General features: G+C 40.8%; 19 protein-coding genes. 9 read left to right on the forward strand and 10 right to left on the reverse strand.

Annotated features, from left to right (window positions below; genetic code table 11):
* Position 1: 1 nt before the first annotated feature.
* From NYF15_RS03785 to NYF15_RS03805, 5 genes are read right to left on the reverse strand one after another with little or no spacing between them, the layout of a single operon-like run.
* Complete coding sequence (locus tag NYF15_RS03785) at positions 2 to 2,521, reverse strand: glycogen/starch/alpha-glucan phosphorylase (protein WP_130152299.1); 2,520 nt, start codon at positions 2,519 to 2,521, stop codon at positions 2 to 4.
* 4 nt (positions 2,522 to 2,525) lie between these two features.
* Positions 2,526 to 4,568 (reverse strand): glycogen debranching protein GlgX, encoded by a 2,043-nt coding sequence (gene glgX, locus NYF15_RS03790; protein WP_341804685.1) that lies wholly within the window; start codon positions 4,566 to 4,568, stop codon positions 2,526 to 2,528.
* Entirely contained in the window at positions 4,558 to 6,789 is a 2,232-nt protein-coding gene (gene glgB, locus NYF15_RS03795; RefSeq protein ID WP_371352834.1) for a 1,4-alpha-glucan branching protein GlgB, read from the reverse strand. The genes glgX and glgB overlap by 11 nt, the downstream gene beginning before the upstream one ends.
* Positions 6,790 to 8,766 (reverse strand): 4-alpha-glucanotransferase, encoded by a 1,977-nt coding sequence (gene malQ, locus NYF15_RS03800; RefSeq protein ID WP_371352835.1) that lies wholly within the window; start codon positions 8,764 to 8,766, stop codon positions 6,790 to 6,792.
* Positions 8,767 to 8,777: 11 nt separating this feature from the next.
* Positions 8,778 to 9,077 (reverse strand): isoamylase early set domain-containing protein, encoded by a 300-nt coding sequence (locus NYF15_RS03805; protein ID WP_062567102.1) that lies wholly within the window; start codon positions 9,075 to 9,077, stop codon positions 8,778 to 8,780.
* A gap of 592 nt (positions 9,078 to 9,669) precedes the next feature.
* Between NYF15_RS03805 and NYF15_RS03810 the strand changes: the two genes are divergently transcribed.
* Together NYF15_RS03810 and NYF15_RS03815 are read left to right on the forward strand one after the other, a co-directional pair.
* Positions 9,670 to 11,556 carry an EAL domain-containing protein gene (locus tag NYF15_RS03810; RefSeq protein WP_341804682.1) on the forward strand — a complete coding sequence of 629 codons (1,887 nt, stop codon included), beginning with the start codon at positions 9,670 to 9,672 and terminating at the stop codon, positions 11,554 to 11,556.
* Between the two features lie 44 nt (positions 11,557 to 11,600).
* On the forward strand, positions 11,601 to 12,521 hold the full coding sequence (locus tag NYF15_RS03815; RefSeq protein ID WP_130152304.1) for a hypothetical protein: 921 nt from the start codon (positions 11,601 to 11,603) through the stop codon (positions 12,519 to 12,521).
* 2 nt (positions 12,522 to 12,523) lie between these two features.
* Here NYF15_RS03815 and NYF15_RS03820 read toward each other — a convergent pair whose 3' ends face one another.
* On the reverse strand, positions 12,524 to 12,952 hold the full coding sequence (locus tag NYF15_RS03820; RefSeq protein WP_130152305.1) for an Lrp/AsnC family transcriptional regulator: 429 nt from the start codon (positions 12,950 to 12,952) through the stop codon (positions 12,524 to 12,526).
* Positions 12,953 to 13,156: 204 nt separating this feature from the next.
* On the opposite strand from NYF15_RS03820, the gene NYF15_RS03825 reads away from it, so the two are divergent.
* From NYF15_RS03825 to NYF15_RS03850, 6 genes are all read left to right on the forward strand, one after another.
* Entirely contained in the window at positions 13,157 to 14,362 is a 1,206-nt protein-coding gene (locus NYF15_RS03825; RefSeq protein WP_371352836.1) for an aspartate aminotransferase family protein, read from the forward strand.
* Between the two features lie 47 nt (positions 14,363 to 14,409).
* Entirely contained in the window at positions 14,410 to 15,444 is a 1,035-nt protein-coding gene (gene astA, locus NYF15_RS03830) for an arginine N-succinyltransferase (protein ID WP_130152307.1), read from the forward strand.
* Positions 15,445 to 15,462: 18 nt separating this feature from the next.
* Positions 15,463 to 16,935 carry a succinylglutamate-semialdehyde dehydrogenase gene (gene astD / locus NYF15_RS03835; RefSeq protein WP_371352837.1) on the forward strand — a complete coding sequence of 491 codons (1,473 nt, stop codon included), beginning with the start codon at positions 15,463 to 15,465 and terminating at the stop codon, positions 16,933 to 16,935.
* 40 nt (positions 16,936 to 16,975) lie between these two features.
* Complete coding sequence (locus NYF15_RS03840) at positions 16,976 to 17,779, forward strand: DUF1338 domain-containing protein (protein ID WP_062567109.1); 804 nt, start codon at positions 16,976 to 16,978, stop codon at positions 17,777 to 17,779.
* A 55-nt stretch (positions 17,780 to 17,834) separates the two neighbouring features.
* Positions 17,835 to 18,665: a hypothetical protein gene (locus tag NYF15_RS03845; RefSeq protein ID WP_371352838.1), complete on the forward strand. Its 831-nt coding sequence runs from the start codon at positions 17,835 to 17,837 to the stop codon at positions 18,663 to 18,665.
* A 260-nt stretch (positions 18,666 to 18,925) separates the two neighbouring features.
* Positions 18,926 to 20,143, forward strand: coding sequence for a type III PLP-dependent enzyme (locus NYF15_RS03850; protein ID WP_371352839.1), 1,218 nt, complete (start codon positions 18,926 to 18,928; stop codon positions 20,141 to 20,143).
* A 90-nt stretch (positions 20,144 to 20,233) separates the two neighbouring features.
* Here NYF15_RS03850 and NYF15_RS03855 read toward each other — a convergent pair whose 3' ends face one another.
* The 4 genes from NYF15_RS03855 to NYF15_RS03870 all read right to left on the reverse strand — a co-directional run bounded on the left by NYF15_RS03855 (position 20,234) and on the right by NYF15_RS03870 (position 26,352).
* Complete coding sequence (locus NYF15_RS03855) at positions 20,234 to 20,704, reverse strand: hypothetical protein (protein ID WP_237119022.1); 471 nt, start codon at positions 20,702 to 20,704, stop codon at positions 20,234 to 20,236.
* 77 nt (positions 20,705 to 20,781) lie between these two features.
* Positions 20,782 to 23,751 (reverse strand): TonB-dependent receptor domain-containing protein, encoded by a 2,970-nt coding sequence (locus tag NYF15_RS03860; protein ID WP_237119023.1) that lies wholly within the window; start codon positions 23,749 to 23,751, stop codon positions 20,782 to 20,784.
* 374 nt (positions 23,752 to 24,125) lie between these two features.
* Positions 24,126 to 25,406 (reverse strand): flavohemoglobin expression-modulating QEGLA motif protein, encoded by a 1,281-nt coding sequence (locus NYF15_RS03865; protein ID WP_130152312.1) that lies wholly within the window; start codon positions 25,404 to 25,406, stop codon positions 24,126 to 24,128.
* Between the two features lie 79 nt (positions 25,407 to 25,485).
* A complete protein-coding gene (locus tag NYF15_RS03870) occupies positions 25,486 to 26,352 on the reverse strand; it encodes a TlpA family protein disulfide reductase (protein ID WP_371352840.1) in 867 nt (288 codons plus the stop codon).
* 189 nt (positions 26,353 to 26,541) lie between these two features.
* Here NYF15_RS03870 and NYF15_RS03875 point away from each other — a divergent pair, with 189 nt between their 5' ends.
* A complete protein-coding gene (locus NYF15_RS03875; RefSeq protein ID WP_062567116.1) occupies positions 26,542 to 26,802 on the forward strand; it encodes a DUF3081 domain-containing protein in 261 nt (86 codons plus the stop codon).
* Positions 26,803 to 26,809: the final 7 nt, after the last annotated feature.

A 26,809-nucleotide genomic window follows, 5' to 3' on the forward strand; every position in this document is an offset into this window, starting at 1 on the left:
GTTAGCTACTTTTTTCTGTGTGTTGCTGTGTGCGAGTATCCAAAAGTGGCTCCAAATGCCATATGTCGTCACTGTATTGGCTTATGGTTCTATCGCTCGAAAACATACCACTGGCGGCCGTATTCAAAATGCTCATTTTGGTCCAATGTGATGTGTCTAAATAGGCTTGCTCAACATGTTCTTGCGCTTGTACAAAGCTGGCAAAATCATGGGCGACTAACCAAGGATCGTGTGGACTTTTAATCGCGGCAATTATGTCGTCAAATAAATTGGGTTCAAAAAGATTAAAATGACCACTTTCAATGAGCTGCATCACTTTATATAAGCTGTCAGTTTGTTGGATAATTTGCTCAGGGTTATAGTGGGCTTTAATATCATCAATTTGTTCTGCGCGGGCACCAAATAAGAAAAAGTTGTCTGCACCAACCGCATCTCGAATCTCAATGTTTGCACCATCTAATGTGCCAATGGTCAGTGCACCATTCATCATGAATTTCATATTACCCGTGCCAGATGCTTCTTTACCTGCTGTTGAAATTTGCTCTGATAAATCCGTTGCAGGACAAATAGTTTCCATAGCGGTTACGTTATAATTAGGCAAAAACGCAACTCGTAAGTAGGGCTGAGCGAGTGGATCTTTATTGATAACCTCAGCGACGTTATTAATTAACTTAATGATCTTCTTCGCCATGTAATAGCCAGGTGCTGCTTTGCCACCAAGTAGCACACAGCGTGGCACGATATTGTCTGTGTGACCTTGACGAATTCGATCATATAAATGAATGATATGCAGTACATTTAAAAGCTGGCGTTTGTATTCATGAATACGCTTAACTTGCACATCAAACATCATTGAAGAATCAAACTCAACACCACAGCGAGCTTTGACTAAGTCAACTAAACGCTGTTTATTAATGCATTTAACTGCTTGCCATTGTTTGTGGAAGGCTTCATCGTCGTAATAACGACGTAGCTGGCTAATTTTGCTGAAATCAGCAACCCAATCATCACCGATTTTGCTGGTAATTAATGTACTTAACGCAGGGTTACAATGAGCAAGCCAACGACGAGGAGTCACACCATTTGTCTTGTTATTGAATTTGTTAGGCCATAATTGATAAAAGTCATTAAATAAGCCAGCTTTCAACAGCTCAGTATGCAGGGCTGCTACACCATTGACGGAGTAGCTACCAACAATCGCTAAATACGCCATACGAATTTGCGGTTCGCTACCTTCTTCAATTAACGACAAAGCTTGTTGCTTGCCAACATCCCCTGGCCACGCTTGTGCAACCTCAGCTAGAAAACGTGCATTAATCTCATAAATAATTTCTAAAATACGGGGGAGTAAACGAGAAAATAATGACACCGACCACTTTTCAAGTGCTTCAGGTAAAAGTGTATGGTTTGTGTATGCCATTGTTTTTGTGGTAATTAGCCACGCTTCATCCCAATCAAGCTCATAATCATCCACAAGTAGTCTCATTAGCTCTGCTACCGCAATACTAGGGTGAGTGTCGTTTAACTGAAATACATGATGATCGGCAAAGTCAGAGAAGTCTTCACCGTACTGATTAACCCAAATATCAATGATGTCTTGAATACTGGCCGATGATAAAAAATATTGTTGACGTAAACGCAGCTCTTTACCGTTTTCGCTACTATCGTTGGGATATAGCACCATGGTAATTTGCTCTGCTAAGTTCTTACGTGCCACTGCCTCAGAGTAACTACCTGCATTGAACTCACTTAAGTCAAACTCATCAGTGGCTTCTGATTTCCACAAACGCAAGGTGTTTACTATGTCATTTTTATAGCCAGGGATTGGCACATCATAAGGTACGGCGAGTACGTCTTGGGTATCGAGCCACTGACGATGCACTCGTCCTTGTTTATCTGTATAGCTTTCTAGGTGACCAAAAAATTTAACCCGTTTTGACTGCTCTGGTGCGCTTAATTCCCACGGATGCCCTTCTCGTAGCCAGTTATCTGGTTGCTCAACTTGATGACCATTTTCTAGCGCCTGATTAAACATACCGTACTCGTAACGGATACCATAACCAATAACAGGCAGAGCAAGACTGGCGCAGCTATCCAAAAAACACGCTGCAAGACGCCCTAAACCGCCATTACCAAGCCCTGCATCGTGTTCAGCTTCTGCAACTTGTTCAAGCTCAGTACAATATTGCTGCAATGCTTTTTCAACTTGCTCATCTAAATCAAGATTCAAAATTGCATTGCCAAGTGCCCGTCCCATTAAAAACTCCAGTGATAAATAGGCAGTTTTTCGACGCTTTTGCTCATGTATTTGCTGCTTAGTAACACGGCAGCGAGCCACCAGTCTGTCACGTATTGTTAATGCTAACGCATGATATAAATACAGTTGTGACTTGCCGACCTTGTCACGCCCTAAGGTGTAGTAAAAATGGCGTGATAAATCATCCTCTAAGGTGCTTTCATCAATAATTGGCGCGTCTTGCCACCCTTTTACAACACATGCTTGCTCAGCATTTTTAGTCATGACTTTAGTCCTCTGAATTGGCGGTAAAAACCCAGCTACTCATTGCAGCTATTTGTTGTTCCATATCTTCATTGGCGGATATTGGATGAATACTGCTAACAGCGAGCTGCCACTTCGCTTTTTCTAAATGAGGAAGTTGACAGCTAACAGCCTCAGATCCTGCATTTAGAATGATTAAGAGTGCTTGATGTGTATGTTTATCGGTTAAGCTATACATTAGGAACTGACGCTCAGCTTCATGCCAGTCGTCCTGTTGCATCGCGATACCTTCTTCGGTAAACCATGCTACGTCATACCGCGTGTCATCATCGTGCACAAAGAAACGGTGCTTAAAGACACTAAATTGTTTGCGTAAACGCAGCACATCGTCAATGAATCGAGTCAATGGGTGGCTTAATTGAGAATCTTTCCAAGCAAGCCAACTGGTGCGGTTATTTTGGCAATACGCATTATTATTACCGCCCTGTGAGTGAGCCATTTCACTGCCCGACGCAAGCATAGGCACGCCTTTGGAAAGCAATAAAGTTAGCAACATATTTTTTTGTTGTTGTAATCGTAATGAGCTTACTTTTGCATCGTTAGTAAAGCCTTCAACTCCACAGTTAAATGAATAATTAGCACTATGACCATCACGATTTTGTTCACCATTAGCTTCATTATGCTTTTGTTCGTAACTGACTAAATCTGCAAGCGTAAATCCGTCATGGCTAGTAATAAAGTTAATGCTATTTAATGGGCCTCGTAAGTTATGCTCAAATAGATCGAAAGAACCATGCAAACGCTTTGCAAGTTCACCTATTAAGCCTGGCTCTTGTTTCCAAAAACGTCGAACGGTATCGCGGTATTGATCATTCCACTCACGCCAAGGCGCAGGGAAAGCACCAAGTTGATAGCCTCCAGGCCCAATATCCCAAGGCTCAGCAATTAACTTTACTTTATTAAGTACAGGGTCTTGGTTTATTGCCTGTAAAAACGAATGGGCTTGATTAAAACCATGTGGGTTGCGCCCTAGGATAGTCGCAAGATCAAATCGAAAACCATCCACGCCCATTATTTCAACCCAATAGCGTAAACTATCGAGTACCAATTGTAATGTGCGTGGAGAGTCGATGTTGAGCGTATTGCCACACCCCGTATCATTAATATAATGTGATGGTTTATCAGCCACTGTTCGGTAATAGCCTAGATTATCTAAGCCTCGCAGTGATAATAAAGGTCCATCCGTGCCAGCCTCGGCAGTGTGGTTGTAAACAACATCTAAAATAACTTCAATGTCTGCTTTATGAAGGGCTGCCACCATATCTTGAAATTCACTGACATCATCTTTAACCAAGTAATCTTTGTGGGGAGTAAAAAAGTTTAAGGTGTTATAACCCCAATAATTTTGTAACCCTTTGGCAGTAAGAAACTGTTCACTAATAAAGGCTTGTACAGGCAATAACTCCAAGCAAGTTACGCCCAACGTACGTAAATGCTCAATGAAACGAGGATGGCTCAACCCTAAAAACTTTCCCTGTAATGATTTGGGAATGTCTGGGTGTCTGCATGTTGCCCCTTTAACATGACACTCATAAATCACGGTTTTGCCCCAGCTGTGATTTGGCCTTTTACCCGAATATGGCGTAACTTCTCCGACACGCGATTTTGGCATATCAATGGCATTATTCACTTCACTTAAGGTGCCTACCGGCATTTGCCCATAGTGGCGTTCACTCCAAGTAAATTCACCGTAAAAGTCCTGCGCGTATGGATCTAACAGGAGTTTGTGTTTATTAAAAAACAGTCCTTTATCAGGTGCATATTCACCATCGGCACGAAAGCCATATAACGCCCCTTTTTTTAATGGGCTTACCAAAAGTGTCCACACACCCCCTTCGTTCATATTCATCGGTAGCGTTAATACTTCCGAGTGACCACTACTATCAAACAAGCACAGTGACATATGCTTTGCCTGTGGCGCGTACACGGCAAAGTTTACACCTTCTTCAACAACGGCTGACCCCAAAGGCTGCGTAGAGCCGACTTCCAATCGCACACTATGACTCATGATTCACCTTTTTAAGGTAAATTGTGGCAAGGCTAGGTAAAGAAATACTCAAACTTTGTTTAAAACCATGACTTAGCGTCATTTGCGTACTTATTGTTTGATTTACCTCGCCTGTCACCTCTACACCTGAGCCAAAGTAATCTTGCTTATCGGTGTTAAAAATAACCTGATAATCACCCGCTTTTGGTACGCCAACGATGAAGTCATGATAGACCTGCGGGGTTAAATTGCTGATCACGATTACAAAATCATCGGCTTGTTTTGCATAGCGAATGAAACTAAAAATACTTTGCTTTGCATTGTTGCTATCGAGCCAAGCAAATCCTGCAGGACTGGTGTCTTGTTCGTACAGTGCGGGGGTGTTGCGATAGAGCTCATTTAACTCTTTAATGGTTTGCTGCACACCACGGTGACTAATATGTTCAAGTAAGTGCCAATCTAATGATTGGTCGTGATTCCACTCGTTACGTTGCGCTATTTCAGCCCCCATAAAAAGGAGCTTTTTGCCTGGGTGAGCCCACATAAAAGCATAATAGGCTCTTAAATTAGCGAACTTTTGCCAGTCATCGCCGGGCATTTTTTCAATAAGCGACCTTTTGCCATGTACAACCTCATCGTGACTGAGTGGCAAAATATAATTTTCACTATAGGCATAAACCATTGAGAAAGTCATTTCATGGTGGTGATGCGCACGGTATAGTGGGTCTCGCTGCATGTAGTGCAGACTGTCATTCATCCAGCCCATATTCCATTTGTAGCCAAATCCTAAGCCATCATGATCAACTTGGCGTGTAACACCAGGCCATGCTGTTGATTCTTCTGCCACCATCATGATGCCAGGATTATTTGCGTAGCAGCGCATATTCACTTGTTTTAAACACTCAATGGCCCCGAGATTTTCACGGCCGCCATATTGATTAGCAACCCACTGTCCTTCTTCACGGCTGTAATCTAAGTAAAGCATTGACGCTACAGCATCAACACGCAGGCCATCAATACCAAATTCATGCAGCCAATACATCGCATTCGCAATCAAAAAACTGCGCACTTCAGCCCGATCATAGTTGTAGATATAGGTATTCCAATCTGGGTGAAACCCTTGACGAATATCTGCATGCTCATAAAGGTGAGTGCCATCAAAACAATGCAAACCATGCGGGTCACTTGGAAAATGCCCAGGCACCCAATCTAATATAATTCCTAAGTTTGCTTGATGACATTGATTAATAAAATAAACAAAATCTTCAAAGCTACCATAACGGCTTGTTGGCGCAAATAAACCTACCGGTTGATAACCCCATGAACCATCAAATGGGTATTCACTAATTGGCATTAACTGTAAGTGGGAAAAACCAAGCTCTTTGGTGTAAGGGATCAGACAATCTGCAAGCTCTCGCCATGTTAGATATCGATTATTATCTTGACGCTGCCAAGAACCTACATGCACTTCATATATACTTATTGGCGCATCAATACTATTGCGCTTGGCACGATTTGCCAGTGCGTGCTTATCAAGGTGCACCTCTGCCTTGATACACTGTAAAACAGAAGCAGTGCCAGGTGCCTGTTGCATTTTGAATGCAAATGGATCCGCTTTTTCAAGTACTTCACCACTAAGAGTGGTAATCGCAAACTTGTAACATTGGTCTACTTTAAGTGCAGGAATAAATAACTCCCACACACCACTTGCAGGATGAAACCGCATAAAGTGGCGGCTGCGTTGCCAATAATTAAAATCTCCAATGACTGAGACACTCGCGGCGTTAGGTGCCCACACTACAAAACGGACCCCTTGTACACCCTGCTGATCTGTAAAATGAGCACCAAAGTGTTTATAAGCATGCTCAAGGCTGCCCTCATTGAATAAATACATTGCCTGCTCGTCGAGTGTACTAACAAAGCTATATTCATCGTACTGTTGCTCGCCCCCTTGCTCATAGTTGACATCAAGTTTGTACTCAGGAGCAGACTCTGTTTGGATTGTCGCAACAAACAAATCACTCTGCCCTTGTCTGTGTGCAGGCACTGTAAGTGAGTCGAGCACAACGGATACTGTTTTTGCTCCTGGTAAAAAGCAACGTACCTCATAACTTTCACTATTCACTTTATGTGGCCCTAAAAAGCTGAATGGATCTTTAAAGCAGCCCGCAGTTAAAGCCGTGATCTGTGCCTGATAAATCTGTGGTTGTTCAATGTGCTCTTGGCGGACACGACTTTGCATTTATTGCTTCCTTATGGAGATTAAATTGGCTAACAATGATGCTTTAGAATCGATGATATGCTTTGTCGGACGTGACAATAAACGCCGCCAATTTGGGTATTCTTGATCAGTGCCAGGGATGTTTACGGGCAATACTTGCTCGTCTAAATCATCTATTTGAATGGTAAATAACTGTGCAGGAGCCTTAGCAAGACATGTCGCTAATGCTTCATACACTTCTTGTGCCTGTGCATTAGAGCTTAACTCCTTAGCACTTTGACGATTAATAAAATGCAACATCCTTTGCTTTTCAATGTCTCGCGCTGTAGTGAGTTCATAGCTCTCGGCCTCATCTATCAATCCATATTGCTGTTTTACAGTGATATCATAACCAGTCCACCAACCAGAAAATGGCGGGACATCATGATTAGCAATCATTAATAAACTATGCTGCGAAAAATGTTCAGCTGAGAGAAACTCCCCATCCAGATCTTTTTCAAAATAAAACAAACCATTTGAATAAATAGCACTTGCTGCAAGTGCCTCTCTTACTTCATTAGGGACAACCCCTAAATCCTCACCAATTACGACACACTGATTAAGATGAGATTCTATTTTTAAAATGGCAAGAAGGTGCTCAAATGGGTAATAAACATAACAACCATCTTGCTGTCCTTGACTCTCAAAACACCACCATAATCTGCGTATAGCCATAACATGGTCAATTCTCAGCCCGCCTACATCTTCCATATTGGCGCGAATTAAAGAACGGTAAAATGCAAAGTGATCTGTGCTGAGTTTTTGTGGGTCTAATGCAGGTAGCCCCCAGTTTTGGCCTTGCTCTGCCCAAGGGTCCGGTGGTGCACCAACATAAGCACCATGAGAAAATAACGCATATTGACTTTTAAACTCACTGCCATCTCCAGCGCAGCCCACTGCCAAGTCGTTTATTAAACCAATATCCATATAGCAATCAGCTGCTAACTGTTGGCAAAAGTTTAGCTGAGAGTGCGCAAGCCACTGTAAGTAACTTGCGTATCGGCTATCTTCGGCATCCAGTGTTGCTAGGCTTTGGCTATGTACGTTACAAAACTCGTCGAATTGGGCTTTACGTTCGTCCGATGCGGTATTGCAAAAGTGTGCGTATAAGCAATTGAATACTTTATATTTAAAATCAGAGACTAAGGTGTAATCTATGAACTGTTCTGAGTTTATTGGCAGCTCAGCCATTAATTTTTCAAGCTCAGTATTGTGCTTTGCGTCCTCACATAGAGACACCGCTATATACAGCGGATTTAACAAAGCACGGCTGTTTGGGCTGTATGGGCTTGCCCGCTCTGGGGTGTGTTCAAAAAGTAAATGTAGTGGGTTTAGTAAAATATAATCCATCCCATGGCTGGCCGCATCACGAATAAGGGAAGCCAAGTCAGCAAAATCACCAATACCAAAGCCTGCATGATTCACTAAACTGTAGAGCTGAATAGATAAACCCAAACGTCTTTTATCTTCAACTTGATAACATGTTTGAGGGGTTATCCAAAGTTGACTACGACTGTGTTGATCTGCCACAGATATATACGCATCATAATAACCAATAGGCATATGTGGCACAGGTAACGCGACCTCAATATAACGAACACCATTTAAGCCATAGTCACCTAATACATCTAAACCTACAAAGCTTTCTCTGTGAGCGGTTATTCCGAGTGACGGGATTATTAGCTCACAATGATGCTCAAGTAAGCGCTCATCTATACGTACTTTTAATAGTCGGTTTTCAGCGCTAACAAGGCTTACCGGCGGCAATAAATTGAGCCAATTACCTGCATCAAGCGTAAAGTTTAGCTGTTCAATTGTATTTATGTCGTCAGTATGAATACCGCAGCAACGTAAGGCAGAAGCGCGAGTATTCTCATCGAAAACAACATGCTCACCTGTGTACTTTGTATACTCGTAGCCAATACCATAAAGATAAAATAACTGCGAAAGTGACTGCATTAATGCACCTATTAAGCGCGTTGAGTGTTTACAACACTATTCTCAGTACCAAAAACGTTAGGAGTATAAGCGTCAGCTTGATGGTCGTTATCCCAAACATGACCATTAATGAGGTAACGAAAGTGAAATTGTTTATCGAGCGGTAAACGCTGCTTGCACTTGAAAACCTGTTCTTTTTTGTTGTATTTCATTGGCACTGGCTGCCAATCTGTAAACTCTGCAACTAATTGCACATTTTCAGCATCAGGGTGCTGAAATTCAAAAGTAACTTCGGTTTCGTCTTTGGTTTTAAAAAAACGTTTACTTAACATAGTGGGCTCCAATTCAACCAAATGGTTAATTAATCCTTGCCACAGTGCCGTGTTCAACTACTCAACAGTCGGGGCTGTGTATTACATGCGCTAAAAACTACCTAAAAGAACATGTACCTTACTTAGTAAATCAAATCTTTGTTTACGCATTATGACAGTGCAAAATATTTGCATCCGCACCATAGCAGTGCATAAAACAAACAAAAACATGATTAATCACACTTCTAACCTTAAGTCAGCAATAAATGAACCAATTTTAGAGTTAAAGTTATTATTTACTCTTAGTACTAAACTTAAGTAATTTCTCAGTAAAAAGTAGTTAATAAGTAAGGGTTGGTAAAGTGAATAAAATTGAAGTTAACTATGCAATTAAAAGCATTTTCTAAACACTCAGGGAGCTTATTATTGCACTAAATAAGTACAACTTTTTTCTTGTTTAATCATTAACAATCTAATTACATTACAAAAGGTTTGTCTATTTTAGTGACAAGCCATATACTGAAAAAATTAACTTATGGGTTGGTAAACAATATAATAGTGCCCAGGACGGTAGTGAATAATGGCCAATGCTCTTCGTATAGTATGCAGTTGTATGATAACCATAGTAGCTTTCTTGTATGGTTTGAATATTTTATTAGTTAAACAAGTTAACGATCTTTCTTATCAACCAAGCACAACTGTGCTTTCAACTTTTGCAAGCACCTCATCGAATATAGAGCCTGCCCCTTGGTACAACATCCTGTTAAGTGGTCAATACACACTCACTCATAACAACCAAAATTACGTTGTCGTTAAAGCCGACACACAAACAGTCACGGCAATTGAGACAAAGCAGCTCATTACTTCAACTTTGATGGCACCTATTAATATTATCATTTTGTTGCTGTTAATTATTGCTATCACATGGTTGGTCAGCCTAAGACGTCAAAGCGATAGCATGAAACAGACGATTAAAGAACTTAACATTCAAACTTCAGCCCTACTCTCCAGCCTAAACCTTACTAACACACATTCAGCTTCGCAATCTACGCTTTGTAATTTGCAAGCAAATGTTCATGCCTTGAGCGCGCACATTACCACCTACACTCGCGAGTCTCAGGCGAGTATTTGCCAAGACAAATTGACCCTACTGATAGACCGTCATGCATATTTAGAGCATTTAGCCAGACAACTAAGTGTTGCAGAGATAGATAAACTCAATTGTGCGCTTTTATTTATCGATTTAGATGGTTTTAAGCAGGTAAATGATTCATTTGGCCACAGCTTTGGCGATGAAGTACTTATTCAGGTAGCAGCTCGCTTAACGGGTGTGCTTCGCCATCACAAGCTCAATAATATTTCTGCCACCAGCCAGCTTGAACAAAACTTAGCTCGCTTGGGAGGAGATGAATTTTCTATCTTTATTAATCACCTAACCTCGAAAGAACAAGCACTTGAAATTGCTAAAAATGTTTTAAAAGAAATCGAGAGGGATTTTGTGCTCGGTAATAAGCTGATTAAGATCAGCGCAAGCATAGGCATTGCAACCTACCCTGACAGCGCAGCGACACCTCACGCATTACTGCAAATGGCTGATGTGGCGATGTATCGTGCCAAAACTGATGGCCGTGGTATTTTTAAAGTGTATTCCCCTGAAATGGGCAATAAAATGCGTCGCTATCATTACTTACTCGAGGAAATGCGCCTTGCAATTGCCTCTGAAAATTTTCATTTATTCTTTCAACCGATCGTAGATGTTGACGATTGCGCAATCGATTATTTTGAAGCTTTGGTACGCTGGGAGCATCCAGTTGAGGGTGCTATTTCACCTGTTGAGTTTATTCCTATTGCTGAAGAATCGAATCTTATTTTAGAACTCGGTGATTGGATCATGCTTGAATCATGTCGGCAGATGGCTGCATGGTATAACGCGGGGATGAAGAAAGTTAAAATATCGGTGAATATTTCTGGCATTCAGTTAAAACACCGCGCAATTTATGATTGGGTAATGGCCAAACTTTCTAAAACAGGACTGCCAGCAACTGCTGTTATGTTGGAAATAACAGAGTCGACATTAATCACCGCAAGTAAAAAAATTATCAACGACCTAGAAAAATTACGCCGTGAGGGTATCACTATCGCCATTGATGACTTTGGTACTGGTTTTAGCTCTTTAAGCACCCTTGCTGACTTACCGATTGATGTAATAAAACTGGACAGACTGTTTATTGCGCAAGCCAATGACAACCCAAAATATAATAAAATACTTCACTCTGTCAGTGAGTTAGGCCATAAACTGGGTTTAAAGATTGTGGCTGAAGGCGTTGAAGAGCTTGCACAATTTGAGCTAGTTAAATCAATGGGTATTAGAAGTGTACAGGGTTACTTAGTTAGCCAACCAGAATCATCTTTTAATGTAGGCCACAAAGTACTCCAAGATAACGTCAATTTTATTGCAACAACAGGCACAAGTGTTTGGAATATACAGAGACAACATTAATAAGCTATAATCACATTTAATATCTAAATCCCAATTCCTTGTTAATGTTGAAAAAAAGCCTATTAATTACACTAACCCTGTGCGTGACACTTACCGGTATTTTTATCGGTACATCAATTTATACTTTATACAGTAAAAAACGCTTATCTGTTGATCCTAAAGTCAAAGAAATATCAGGGATAGAATTTGATAAAAAGCATCGCCTATGGGCAATTAACGACAGTGGCGACCAGCCAAAACTGTATCGTTTAAATGAGGATGGCTCAATCGCAAAAGAAGTGCTAGTCACCAATGCCAAAAACATTGATTGGGAAGATATGACTCAAAATAGGTTCGGGCATTTCTTTTTAGGGGATTTTGGCAATAATAACAATGACCGAAAATGGCTAACCATTTATAAAATAGAAAATCCTATTGATATAAAAGGCAATACAACACAAGCTGAAATCATAAAATTCACCTACCCTGAAATGGATGGCAGCCCAATCCTCCCCAATAAACGTAACTTTGACTTAGAAGCATTTGTTGCTTTTAACCATCATTTGTATTTATTTACCAAAAACCGTACCGAGCCATTCGATGGCATTACCAATGTTTATAAAGTAGGTGACCATGCAGCAAATTTCGATGCCGAATTAATTGACTCATTCAAAACCTGTACAACGATGGAAAAGTTATGCTGGGTCACATCTGCCGCATTAAGCCCTGACAGAAGTAAACTTGTTTTACTTGACTCGACCAGCATCTGGTTATTTGAAAACTTCAAAGGCGACAAGTTCTTCTCAGGTGATGTATCACGTATAGACTTAGGCATAGTCACTCAAAAAGAAGCCATCACATTTTACGATGACAACACCATCGTGTTTACCGATGAAGAATTTAAAGGTATTGGTGGCAATGCTTATGTGATTAAGTTAGACGAAGTTAAAAAAGTAATTATTAACAAAGCACCGTACTCTAAATAACCTTAACGTTTAAACTTCGTCTCTAAAATCACCGATGACGTTGTTCGCTCAACACCATCTAAGTTACCAATGTCATCTAGCAGGTGGCTCAGCTTTTCAAGGTTTTGCGCTTGCACAACGGCAATCAAATCAAACTCACCACTAATTGCATAGAGCTGTGAAATAGCATCAATCTGCTTTAGTTCAAGATTCGTTTTGGTGGTCAATTTTTGTTTCACTTTAATCGAAACGTGAGCCGATACCATTTGGCTCAAATAAGCATCGCCATAATCTACGCTATAGCCTTTGATCACACCTGTTTCTTCTAGTTTTAACATTCGGCTTTGCACTGTTGAGCGCGATAAGTTAAGCGCCCTGGCAAGGTCTGAAATACTCGCACGGGCATTTGTTCTTAGTATAGATAATAGCTTTTCGTCTTGTGTCGTTATCACTTTGACTACTCTTTTCGTTAATTTGCTTTTTATTTTAGTCATTTTTCACAAAATAGCACTGCAAATTTAAGTTCCTAACCCAGATAATAGTAAAAATAGATAAGAAAAATAATTTCATCGTGCTTAATTAGGCAGGAACGGCTTAACTGACCTATTTTTTGCAATTTAACTTTTTTCATACTAAGCCATATTTAGGTGCAACAAATGCAAGTAACAAGAGAACTTTTTAACGACGTAATGGTACCAAACTACAACCCATCAGAGGTTATTCCTGTTCGCGGTGAAGGCTCACGTGTTTGGGATCAAAACGGTAAAGAATTTATCGATTTTGCAGGTGGTATTGCCGTTAACTGTTTAGGCCATTGTCACCCTGCTCTTGTCAATGCGCTTAAAGAGCAAGGCGAAAAAATTTGGCACTTATCAAACGTAATGACAAACGAGCCTGCACTGCGCTTAGCTAAAAAGTTAACGGACGCTACATTTGCAGATAAAGTGTATTTTGCAAACTCAGGTGCAGAAGCCAACGAGGCAGCATTAAAATTAGCGCGTCGCTGGGCATTAGATGTACACGGCGAGCAAAAGAACCAAATCATCGCGTTTAACAAAGGTTTCCACGGTCGTACATTCTTCACTGTTACCGTAGGTGGTCAAGCTGCTTACTCTGATGGCTTTGGCCCTAAACCTGCTGCTGTTGATCACTGTGACTATAACGATTTAGCTGCGTTTGAAGCACTTATCAGCGACAACACATGTGCCGTAATGATGGAGCCATTACAAGGTGAAGGCGGCATCATTTCGCCAACGAGCGATTTTATCAAAGGTGTTCGCGCATTATGTGATAAACACAATGCTTTACTTATTTTTGATGAAGTACAAACAGGCGTTGGCCGTACCGGCGATTTATACGCATACCAAGGTTTAGGTGTAACACCAGATATTCTTACGACAGCAAAAGCGCTAGGTGGTGGTTTCCCTATCGGTGCGATGATCACAACGGCGAGCATTGCAGAGCATTTAAAAGTAGGCACACATGGTTCAACTTACGGTGGTAACCCACTTGCATGTGCTGTAGCTGAAGCGGCTTTTGATACTGTTAATAGCGAAGAAGTACTTGCAGGTGTTAAGGAGCGTGAACAACTTTTACGCGACGGTTTTGCTGCAATCAACGAAAAATACGACGTATTTAGTGAAGTACGTGGTAAAGGTCTATTATTAGGTGCGGTTCTTAACAGCAAATTTGAAGGCCGTGCACGCGACTTCCTTGTAGCAAGCACTAAACACGGTTTAATGAGCCTTGTTGCGGGTACAAACGTTGTGCGCTTTACGCCATCTTTGGTTATCCCTCTTGAGGATATCAAAGAAGGTTTAGCTCGCTTTGAAAAAGCGGTTGCAGACGTTGTAAACGGTTAATTCTAGTTGGCGTGCTGTTAAACCAGTGCGCCATCGGAGAGCAATGAATGCAAGTATTACGTCCTATCACAGCAAATGATTTTGCTGCGTTAAAGCAAATTGCAATGGAGTCTGGTCATGGGTTTACCTCATTACCTGTAGATGACACCTTGCTACAAGAAAAAATCGACCGCGCCGAGCAAAGTTTTGCAAAAAACATCAATAAACCACAAGACGAAACCTATTTATTTGTTTTAGAAGACAGTAAAACGGGTAACGTTATCGGCACTACAGCTATTGAAGCCGCTGTAGGTATGTCGGTGCCTTTGTATCATTATCATCTTGGAAAAACTGTTCACCATTCACGTACTCTCAACGTGTATAACACCGTTGATATTCTGAGTATGTGTAATGACTACACAGGCTGCTCAGAGATTTGCACCTTGTTCTTACGTGAGCAAAATCGCAAAGGTTTAACGGGTCGCTTTTTATCACGTTCTCGCTTTTTATTTATGGCCCAGCACAGTGAGCGTTTTGCTGACACCATCATCGCAGAAATGCGTGGTGTGAGTGATGAAGACGGTCATTCACCTTTTTGGCAGTGGTTACAAGAACACTTTTTTAGCATTGAGTTCCCGCAGGCTGATCACTTAGTGGGTTTAGGCGATAAAGTTTTTATCAGCGAATTAATGCCTAAGTACCCTATTTATGCCAACTTACTGAGCAAAAAAGCGCAAGCTGTGATTGGTAAGGTTCATGAAAAAACTAAGCCTGCACTTAAACTTTTAGAAAAAGAAGGGTTTGAGCACCGTGGGTATGTCGACCTATTTGATGCAGGGCCCACTGTTGAAGCAAAACTTGGCAATATTCGCAGTGTTCGTGAGTCACAAGTGTGCCCTATCACCATCGGTGAGCTTGCACACATTAATGAGAAAAGCTCAGATACATTAGCTATCTGTAATCAAGGCGTGAATGACTTTAGAGCAACATTCACCAAACATGCTCATTATAACCACGCTAAGCACACGCTAATCATCAGCCAAGAAGTGGCAGATGCACTTAAATTAAAACAAGGGGATGCAGCACGGTTCTTCCGTTTGTAACCACTTAAGGAGTTTAAAATGAGTGTCACAACTCAACTTATCGATAACCAATGGCAAGCAGGCCTTGGTCATGATTTTAGCTCAATCAACCCAAGTAATGGCGAGGTTGTTTGGCAAGGTAAAACAGCCACTGCTGAACAAGTCGCTGATGCAATCAAAGCAGCTCGCAGTGCTCAGCTTGGCTGGGCTGATATGGCCCTTGAAGAGCGTATTGTTATTCTTGAAAACTTTGCGGCTCAGCTTAAAGAGCACAGCGAAGAGTTTGCAACGATTATCGCCCGTGAAACAGGTAAACCACTTTGGGAAACACGAACCGAAGTAGGCGCGATGACGGGTAAAATTGCTATTTCAATCAGAGCCTATCACGAACGTACGGGTACCACAGAAAACCCAATGCCTGGCGCTAAAGCATTTATTCGTCATAAGCCACATGGTGTTGTTGCGGTGTTTGGTCCTTATAACTTCCCGGGTCACTTACCGAACGGTCATATTGTGCCTGCTATTTTAGCGGGTAATACAGTTGTATTTAAGCCATCAGAACTAACGCCTCATGTTGCTGAGTTCACTTTAAAGCTTTGGCTAAAAGCAGGCTTACCAGCCGGTGTTATCAACCTTGTACAGGGTGAAGTAGACACAGGTATTGCATTGGCTTCTCATCAAGACATTGATGGCTTATTCTTTACGGGTAGCTCTAATACAGGCCACTTATTACATAAGCAATTTGCAGGTCACCCAGGTAAAATTTTAGCGCTGGAAATGGGCGGTAATAACCCACTGATCGTAAAAGATGTCGCAGATGTAAGTGCCGCTGTTCACGACATTATTCAGTCTGGTTTCATTACGTCTGGCCAACGTTGTACCTGTTCTCGTCGTTTATTCATTGAGAACTCGGCAAATGGCGATGCAATTTTAGAAAAATTAATTGCTGCAACAAAACACATTAAAGTCGCCGACAGCTTCAGCGAAGATCAACCATTTATGGGTGCAATGATCAGCGAAAAAGCAGCCTTAGGTATGGTTGCAGCTCAGCAGCAGTTACTTGATATGGGAGCAACCTCGCTTGTCGAGCTTAAGCATCTTGAAGCGGGTACTGGTTTTGTAAGCCCAGGTATTATTGATGTAACGGCTGTTAAAGACATGCCTGATGAAGAGCACTTTGGTCCGCTTATCAAGGTATACCGTTATACAGATTTCGATAGTGCGATTAATGAAGCAAATAACACCTCATTTGGTTTATCTGCTGGTTTATTAAGTGATGATAGCGATGACTACCAGCATTTCTTAAAACGTATTCGTGCCGGTATCGTTAACTGGAACCGACCAATTACAGGCGCATCAAGCGCCGCACCGTTTGGTGGTATTGGTGCCAGTGGTAACCACAGAGCAAGCGCTTATTATGCTGCTGACTACTGTGCATACCCTGTTGCTTCTGTTGAAGCCGATAAAGTTAACTTACCACAGACCCTTGCGCCGGGCTTAATTATTGAATAATTGTTTGGCGGCCTCGCCGCCTTAATTGAAGGAATTAAACATGCACACAGATGTAAACGCCCTATTTGAAAACCTATGGGACAACTATTTATCAGTTACGCCATCGGCGGTAAAAGTACATGAGTTACTTGGCTCTACACAAAAAGATGACGTGATTAACGATCACATCGCTCTACGTACTTTTAACCATGAAAAAATTGGTTTAGAAAAACTAGCTGCGCACTTTTTAGCCGTTGGCTACAAAGAATGCGGCGAGTATCACTTCGAAGCGAAAAAACTATACGCTAAACACTTCGAACACTCAGATCCTAAGCAACCTAAAGTTTTCATCTCTGAATTACTTGTTGAGCAATGCTCAGAAGAATTACAAGCTATCGTTAACGATATGGTTGAACAGATTGACGAAAACGCTGTAACAGCGGATAATTTCCTTTACTCAGGTACGCACTGGCAAGTAAGTTCAGACACTTACAAAAAACTGCTAGCAGAAAGCGAATATGCAGCATGGATGTCGGCGTGGGGTTACCGTGCTAATCACTTTACCGTGAGCATCAATGAATTGGCTAAATTCGATGATATCGAAAGTGTAAACCAAGCACTTAAAGATGCGGGTTTTGCGCTAAATACATCGGGTGGTGAAATCAAAGGTTCACCAGAGGTTTTACTTGAGCAATCTTCAACCCTTGCTGATGACAGCGAAGTTGAATTTAGCGATGGTGTTGTTGCCGTACCGAGTTGTTTTTATGAGTTCGCTCTTCGTTATGCAAAGCCAGATGGCGAGCTATACACAGGTTTTGTTGCAGCATCAGCAGACAAAATTTTTGAGAGCACCAATGCTCGATAAATAGTACATACCAATTCGCTTAGTGCAATAAGCGAGTTGGTACACAAGGAAATGTATGAGACTAATTGCGTTTATCGTAATTCTATTTACCCTAAACACAGCAACGGCAACAGAAAAACCCAAACTTACAATTTGGTCTCATGCATATTTTGCCAGCGAAGCAGATAAACTCAGCATTAACCTCCACCTTGCTGCTGTCATAAAACCAGCGCTTTCAAAGACGTTTAATATAGATGTTGAATTTACTAATCATGCGCGCGTAATTAAACACCTATCAAGTAATGAGCCCAGTTGCACCTTTAACGCAATCAAAACCCCTGAACGCGAAGAAAACATGGTGTTTTCCAAAGTCCCCACCTATATGCATTTGCAACGTCAACTGTATGCACTTAAAAGTGCGTTGCAACCTAGCTCAGAGCCAATCTCTGTAGCAGAGCTACTCAAAAATAAAGGCAGCTTCGGTATTATTGGTTCAACCAGCTACCGCGAGCTCGATGAAATTTTTGCAAATAAGCACCACAACGTTGCAGCTATTTATGGCGAAAATGCCTTTTTACAATTAAGTCAGCTCCTGATCAATAAGCGTATTGATTACATTATCGCGTACAAACAGGCGCTAGAGGCTCACATACCCGCCCACGAATTAGACTTACTTACTTCACGACGTATTGCTGAATACCCTGAGTTTATAAACGGCTTTTTTGCATGTAGTAAAACAACCATAGGTTATCGTGCTATTGCACTGATTGATAACTTTATGAAAAGTGCAGAAATGGCAGCCTACCTTCAACAATTACATCGTCAGAATAATCACCCAGATGATGCAAAAGCGATGCTTGATATTTACACACAAAGGTATGGAATACACTTTAAAAACAGTCACTAATCACACAGCTTAAACTGAATAAAAATAAACCAAAAAAATTTTAAAATAATGCTTGCGCAAATAAAAAAGCAGATCTATTATCTCGCCGCTTCTTGATGATAGCCAATCCGAGTACATTGCAAACCTAGTTTGTAGCAAGGCGATAGAGCAACTATCCAAGAGTGTATTTGATTGCACAGAACGTACTGTGCGCTTAATAACACTCAACTGACTTGGACTTCCATTTTTTCCGAGCAGTTGCTTAATTGCCGGAGAGTAAAATGGCTATTTCAACACTTACACAAGACTTAACAATCAAAGTACCTGCAGCGTCGGTTGCTGCAAACGAGTCTACTGCACAACCATCAAATCAATTTATTGAGCAACTTGTTGCACAACATGGTGCGCCATTAATGGTGCTAGATTGTGAATCTGTACGCCACCAGTACCGTGCATTAAGCCGTGCTTTACCGGGCGTGGTTTTACACTTTGCATTAAAGCCACTTCCTCATGCAGCAGTTGTTCGCACGCTTTTAGAAGAAGGTGCTAGCTTTGATTTAGCAACGAGCGGTGAAGTTGACTTAGTCGCCAGCCAAGGCGTACCAAGTGATCGTACGATTCACACGCACCCAATCAAACGTGATCGTGATATTCGTGATGCACTTGAATACGGTTGTAATGTGTTTGTGGTTGATAACATCAATGAATTAGAAAAGTTCATTGCATACAAAGACCAGGTTGAGTTACTTGTTCGCTTAAGTTTTCGTAATACGGAAGCATTCGCTGATTTATCGAAAAAATTTGGTTGTAGCCCAGCAATGGCCATTGAAATCATTAGCTATGCGCAACAACTAGGTATTCGTATCAAAGGTTTGTCGTTCCATGTTGGTTCACAAACAGCGAGCCCAGCTAAATATGTAACCGCAATTGCTGCATGTAACCAAGTGATTAACGACGTAGCTGCATTGGGGTTACCTGCACTTAGTACGCTTGATATCGGCGGTGGTTTCCCAGTGCCGTACAATAAAGACGTGCTACCAATTGATGAGTTTTGTGCGCCGATTAATGATGCTTTAGCACAGTTACCAGAGACAGTTCGCGTCATTGCTGAACCAGGTCGCTTTATTGTTGCCAATGCTGTAACCAGTGTTGCATCGGTGATGGGTCAAGCTGTACGTGAAGGTAAACCTTGGTACTACTTAGATGATGGTATTTATGGCTCATTCAGTGGTTTAATGTTTGATGAAGCCGCATACCCAATAGAGTCGCTAAAACAGTCAAACGAGCGTGTAGAATCAGTATTAGCAGGCCCAACTTGCGACAGTATCGATGTGGTGAGTGAGTCAATCATGTTGCCAAAATTAAACAATGGCGATTTAATCATCAGTCGTATGATGGGTGCTTACACACTCGAAACCGCAACAGATTTTAACTTTTTCAAACGTGCAGAAGTTATCGTACTGAATGATGTGGTGCAGGTTGATGCACTCACTGGTTAACAATTTCCTCGACTAAAAGCATGTAAGGCAACATGCTTTTACATTACAAAACGCAGCTGCTCATTCCAGCTGCGTTTTTATTTAACGCAATTAAACAGTACCTTCAAGGCACTGTTTCTTTCTTAGCTGATCTTCGATTACTAAAGGACGTTTTAGCTCTTTGGTAATTACTTCTGAGGCTTGATTACCCGTCTCTTTATCTGCGAACCAAATAGAAATCTTATCTCCCTTAACTTCACGGTTTAACGTGTAGTTTCCGCCTTCTTTAAAGTTCATATCAAATCGAGCAAAAGCATTCTTTTCAGAAGATGGGAAATCTCTTTCACTAATTACAGCTTTAACCCAAAGAACGTGCTCGCCAGCTTCGTACTGCCTTGCTTGCTCCCAAGCTGAAACAGACTTGCTATTACACATTAAGTACACATAATCTCTTTGCTTACCATGCTCATATTGAAAGTTTTCAACTCTGAACTTACCTTCATCTATATCCTTTTTAATAGGCAACGCACTACATGCTGTCATTAAAACTGCTGAAACTACTAGGCTTGAATGTTTAATCATATTTTTTCTCCATAAAAAAAGCGCCCTCTTATAAAGTAGGCGCTTTTTGTTTAAAAATCAAGCAATAAGCTTAAGTTTTAGAACGTCATGTTGAAAACCATTTCAACAGTACGTGGTGTCTGCCAAGAAACTGGTGAACCAAACTGTGCATTACCATTGAATGCAGCTTCTGTTTCAGCAACCTCTTCATAGTTCGTTACGTTAGTCGCATCAAACAAGTTTTCAATTTGAAGAGATACGAAAGCAGAATCAAACATTTCTAGATAACTAAGATCATACTTGAAGTTAACATCTACTGTCGCAGTCCAAGGAGTTCTACCAAAGCTACCACGTGAGAACTTAGTGTCACCTACATAGTAAGTATCACCATAGTGATAGCTTCCTTGATCTGGGTAGTAACCAGCACCCAGTGCGTTACGAGGACGGCCTGAAGTTAGACGCGTATTCATACCAACAACTAAGTTGTCTGATATAGCATATGAACCGAAGATTTTCAGTGAGTGGCGACGGTCATTAGGTAAGTAACCATTAGCACCGTCCATTAGGTAAGGGTAATCCCAGTCTGTTGTTAAACCAGCATCATCCTGACCGTTATCAGATTTCACATAACCTTCCGCATTACCATAGCTTTGTGACCATGTGTAGTTTGCTTTAAGCATCCATTGACCATCCCATGCTCTTTCAAGCATCAAGTCAACAGCGTTATAGTTACGTTTTGCTTCAGGGTAACCTAGTTGCTCTGCAGTGAAGTTATAGTCTTCTAAAACACCGTCACCATCAGCGTCATATTGGAAAGATGCGCCTTTACCTGGGTTAAGTAGTAAGAAGTGATCATCATCAATACCGATGCTTTCAAATGCTTTTTCTGCACTCGCATCATCAATTACACTCTTAAGTTCACGACGTGTATATTTGATACCTGCTGACCAATCTTCATTGATCATACCTTGATAACCAATAATGAATTCGTCTTGATACATTGCTTCAAGGTTTGAAGAACGAACACTTACAGGGCTAGGTGCTGTACCATCACCAAATACAACTGTATCACCAAGCTTACCACCTAATTGTGGAACATCATCAGAGCCGATGCTGTCAATTTGGTAATAGTCATGAGTATAAAGCTCTGCGCCTGCTAAACGTACGTTAGTATTAGATGCCACTGGTAAGTGGTAACGACCCGCGTTAGCGTATACTTTGTGCTCACCATCAGCAAAGATGTCATATGCGATGCCTAAACGAGGAGCAAACTGGTTGCTCATCTCAACGAATGTTTCACCGTCAGCATTTAAGTTTTCGAAGCTCTCCCAACGGAAACCGATGTTTAGAGTTAGTTGGTCGTTTACATTCCAGATATCTTCAATGTAGAACGCTTCATTGTTAATATCGAATTCACCACCAACTTCGTAGTTACGTACACGAACATAACGGCCAGAGTCTTGGATTGTGTAGCCATTAGGTAGTACAGCACCTGCTTCATAGTTTTGGTATGCGTAGTAGATATCACCAGAAAGGTTTACAACACTCGTTGAAGTATTTTTCTCTGCATCATAACCAAAGCGCAAGTTGTGATTATCTGTTACTAACCAGTCAACATCAAAACGATATTGCTTACGTTCGTCACTGTTATCTTCAATAGTGAAAGACGCCCAACAACCTAGGTTTTGACCAGATGAAAGGTCATAAATTACTGGACAATCTGCGCCATCAGCCGTTGTAGTATCAGTAAACTCAACTTTACCAGCCATTGCAGAGATTGATAAGTAATCTGTGATGTTACCATTATAGCGAACAGACCAACTTGTACCACCAGATAGCGTTTCAGAATTTAAAGCCGTATCTTTTATGATATTGCCATCTTCATCTAAGTCGTAATCTGTAGTTGCTAGGGTACTTTCGTCTTTGAACATCCATGCAGATAAAGAGTGATCTTCATTAATGTTCCAATCTAAGCGTGCCAAATAGTATGGGTCATCATCTTTACGGATACGCATACCGTTACCACGATTGATTAGATCTTCGTAATCATTGTCACGCATTTCATAAAGGCCATAGAAGAATAATGTATCTTCAATTAAGGCACCACTTGCAAAAATATCTGTTTTGCTTGTTTCACGTGCATCACGGCTGTTATCGGAAATAATATCACCAACACGGTTTGAACACGTTTCAACTATCTCACCATTTACAACATTTTGTTGGCAATCGTCGGCTTGATAATACGAACTAGGGCGATCACCATACAATGAACCTAAGTCTTGTCGGTGCTGTAGACCAAATTTAAACTCATTTGTACCTGACTTCGTTACAGAGCTCACTACACCGCCAGTAGAGCGACCGAATTCAGCTGAGTAACCACCGGTTTTAACTTGGAAAGATTCATAAGCTAAGAAAGGAATTGACGCACCACCAACACCGTTACGGAAGTTTGTCATGTTAAGACCGTTCACGTAGTAAACGTTTTCTGCTTGAGATGCACCACCAAAGCTTGCAAGTGAGTTACCTTTCGCATCTTGGAAACGAGAATCACCTAAGTTAACACCAGGAGCAAGTAACGCTACTGATGTGATATCAGGTGCAACTGGTAAACGGTTTAGTTCATCAGCAGAAATATTGAAAGAAGCCTCTGAGCTTGTTGTATCAACGCGTGCAATTCGGCTGCCTGTAACAGAAATAACCTCTAAGTTACCTTCAGTCATCTCAACTTCAAGTGCTGCAACTTTACCGATTCCGATTGTTACGTCTTTAAGTTCAGATGTTTGATAACCGCTTTTTTCAATGCGGATGTTATAAACACCTACAGGAATTGAATTTAAATTAAATTGACCTTTAGAATCTACAACAAGTGTCTTTGTAAAACCATTCGTTTCATTGGTGATTGTAACTGTTGCACCTGCAATTGGTGCATCGCCTTGTTGCTGTGTTACTACCCCTTTAATTGCACCATCAACGTTACTTGCTAGTGATTGCGCACTATAAAGTGTTAAAGATGAGCATACGGCAACGCATAGAGCCGCTCTTTTGAAAATGTTGTTTTTATGTATCATAATTTTCCCTGAATTATTATTTTAGTTACTTTCGTACTTTCGATGTAACAAAATATTTTTACCATTAACACGTGGTATATACAAGTATTTATTGAAACTTTCTGATAACAATTTATTAAGAAAAAAACATATTGTATTCAACAACATCTTCAAAAAAAGCCATTTGTACCCATTAACAAAACAATATCAAAATTGTAAATATAAGGTTTACGCAAGGGGGCTTTTTAGGGGAGGTTTTAATGAAGTAGGTGTCACTTTATGCATTAAATGACTTTTTAGTACATAAAGTTAACAATAATTTTTATAGCTTGAATTAAGTAGACACTTGAAAGTGTGGAGTTAAATAAATTATTGTCGCTCCACATATACATAGATCAAATAAACAATGGTTTGTAATCGTTTTCTAATTGTTCAAACGACAAGTTACCAATAAAACGACCAAAGCTTAGCCAGGTTGCTAGGCCGCGTAAGTCTTTAAAGTGTGGCGGAATAAATTTAGGGTCTTCAATCACACCTAAGTCATGCAATTGCGATATCAATCTGAAATCATCGATTGAGATTTTACCAACCAATAGCAAGTGCAATTGATCAATTCGGCCTAGCTGTATAGCAACACGAATAAGGTTATACACCAACACGAAACCTTTAATATAGGCTATATCTTTTGTAAAAGGTAAGCCTGTTGCTGTACTGCCTCTAAACACCCGTTGAGTAAGTGTATAACTGTCGTCTTTACTCAAACCTTGTGCTACATAGTCACGATAAATATCAACAAACTCAGCGCCATCAATAACCTTGGTAATTCCTTGAATACGGTTAACTAATTTTGCTAAACGTCGAGGCGTCGACTTTAAGGTAATAATTTCGGTCAACACCGCAAGGCCTTCTTGGGTAACCGTAGAGCTCGGTGTGCCTTTACTTAAACAAGTTAAATAAGGCTGCGCAAGACCGTTTTGGGTCGTACCAACATGGATCCAGCCTTCATGCACTTCAAGAATATCAAGCTCACGCTGTGAAAACTTAACATCTTGATTAAGTTTAATATTATTTGCACCCGCTGCAGCGTCACTAACAATACCGTCGCTCAGAATGACCTCAACATCGATACCCGGCATCGTTTGAGACACTTGTGATGCAAGGATTTTAACTGCATCTTCTGCATCAATATTTTTGGGATCATCAGGTAAAATATCGGCATCAAGCATACTCTTTAGCGGCTGCTCAAGCATGGTGGCAAGCTCGGCAAGTGAAGGCTCTCCAGCATGAAATAAATCTTTTGGATGACCGAACAGCTCAACAGACAAATCATGAAATTCAGGCGTGCCACGATACTCAATCATACTAAGTACAGTTTTATATTCAGTACACATCTTGCTCATGTATTGGGCAATCGGATTGAGTTGCCCTAACTGGCTGATGATATCGCGATTTAAATCAGAGAACGCACGACGTAACTCACTTGGTACAAAACCAAGATCACGTTGCTGGTAATAGGCTTGATCAACCGTTGGGTTTTTCTGGCATTTGTGCTTAAAAAACTCTTCTTTGATTTGTTTATCCCAATTGATCGCATCAAGAATACGAATGGGTGTTTGCAGTGCGATTAATCGGTCAGATAACTCGCGTGTTTTTGCTAATAATGCCTTATCTATCATGCTCTAGGCTCACTGTGTAATGAGCCTAGAGCATAGGCTAAATTTGTATAATTACAAAGCTAAATTAATCGGTTTTTAGCTAAAATTTAGCCTGTGTAGTGGCTAACTTTCCATCGTTGTAGATAAGTAAAGTTGGTACCGAATTAATGCCATTTTCGAGAAATAAATCGTTACCATAATCGATTGAAACCGACATACTTGCAGAGAATTTATCAACATATTCTTGCACTGCACTTTGATCTGTCCATAGCTGGCTCACTTTAACCTCTACATCAATCCCTTGCTCTGCCAACTTATTAACATGTTGCTGCGCTAATACACACTGCTTTGCCATGGCAGGGCGAGTGTCGGCTAAGTACCAGTCGCACCACGTTGCGGTAAATAGTACTGCTTTTTTGCCTTTTTTCGGAATAGTCAATGGAGTCGCTTGGCCTTGTTTTTCGCTAAGCAGTCGTGCTTTTTCAACTTTGCCATTGTGTGATAACAAACGTAATGTGTTATCAAGCGATTTATCGGCTTCGTGGCCTTGAAAAATCACTTTCTCATCGCTATCAATTAACACATGAAAAGGGGTGCCCATAAACTCATAATGTTTCGCAACTTGGCCTGTGTGATCGGTAAATAGAGGCATGCTAAGTGAAAAACGTTCTTTAACCTTAGCAACAGCGTGTGCATCATCATTTAGGTCAATATTAATAGCTACAAATTGAATTTTATCGCCATATTGCTCATAAGCATGCTGAAAATGCGGCATCTGCTCCATACATGGCTTGCACCACGTAGCCCAAAACTTTAAGTAAACTGGTTTTTTGCCTAAGTAACTGCCAAGTTTAACAATTTGCCCTGCTTCATTTTCTAAAACAAGGAGGGTTGTATTCGCCGATATTCTTTGGCTTAAAAGCAACAAGCCTGTTAGCAGTACCAAAGGAAAAAACTTATATTTCATTGTGCGATCCTCAAATAAAACTTAGCTTAAGCGTAAGGTAAGCCAAAAGATTGTAAATTTTCGACATCAGCCATGCTAATGTCATTTTAATGATTTATCGCAAAGTGAAGCTTATTAACACTCAAAACATTAAGAATAGCACTAAACTTTTTATAGATAGTAAACGTATTACATCAAAAAGGAGTCATCATGAAAAACGAGTTAGACGGTAAATTAATTCTTTCTGTGTATGAGAAAATTATTCAACACGGTGAAGATCACGAAGACGGTAAACTCTACGAAGGTATTTGCGCTTTTTCAGATATTGATGGTTATACAGTATATCTAAAAGGCAGCGGTGTATTACTACGCTTTGGTTTTCACAATACCTATCACCTTGACTATCAACACGAAAAAAACAAAGAAGACTTTTTAAAGAAAGTGCTTTATATCGCAGAAAAGGAACTCTAAATACATA

Origin of the sequence: Pseudoalteromonas sp. 68 DY56-GL68, from assembly GCF_041414825.1 — a bacterium.
Classification (GTDB): Bacteria; Pseudomonadota; Gammaproteobacteria; order Enterobacterales; family Alteromonadaceae; genus Pseudoalteromonas.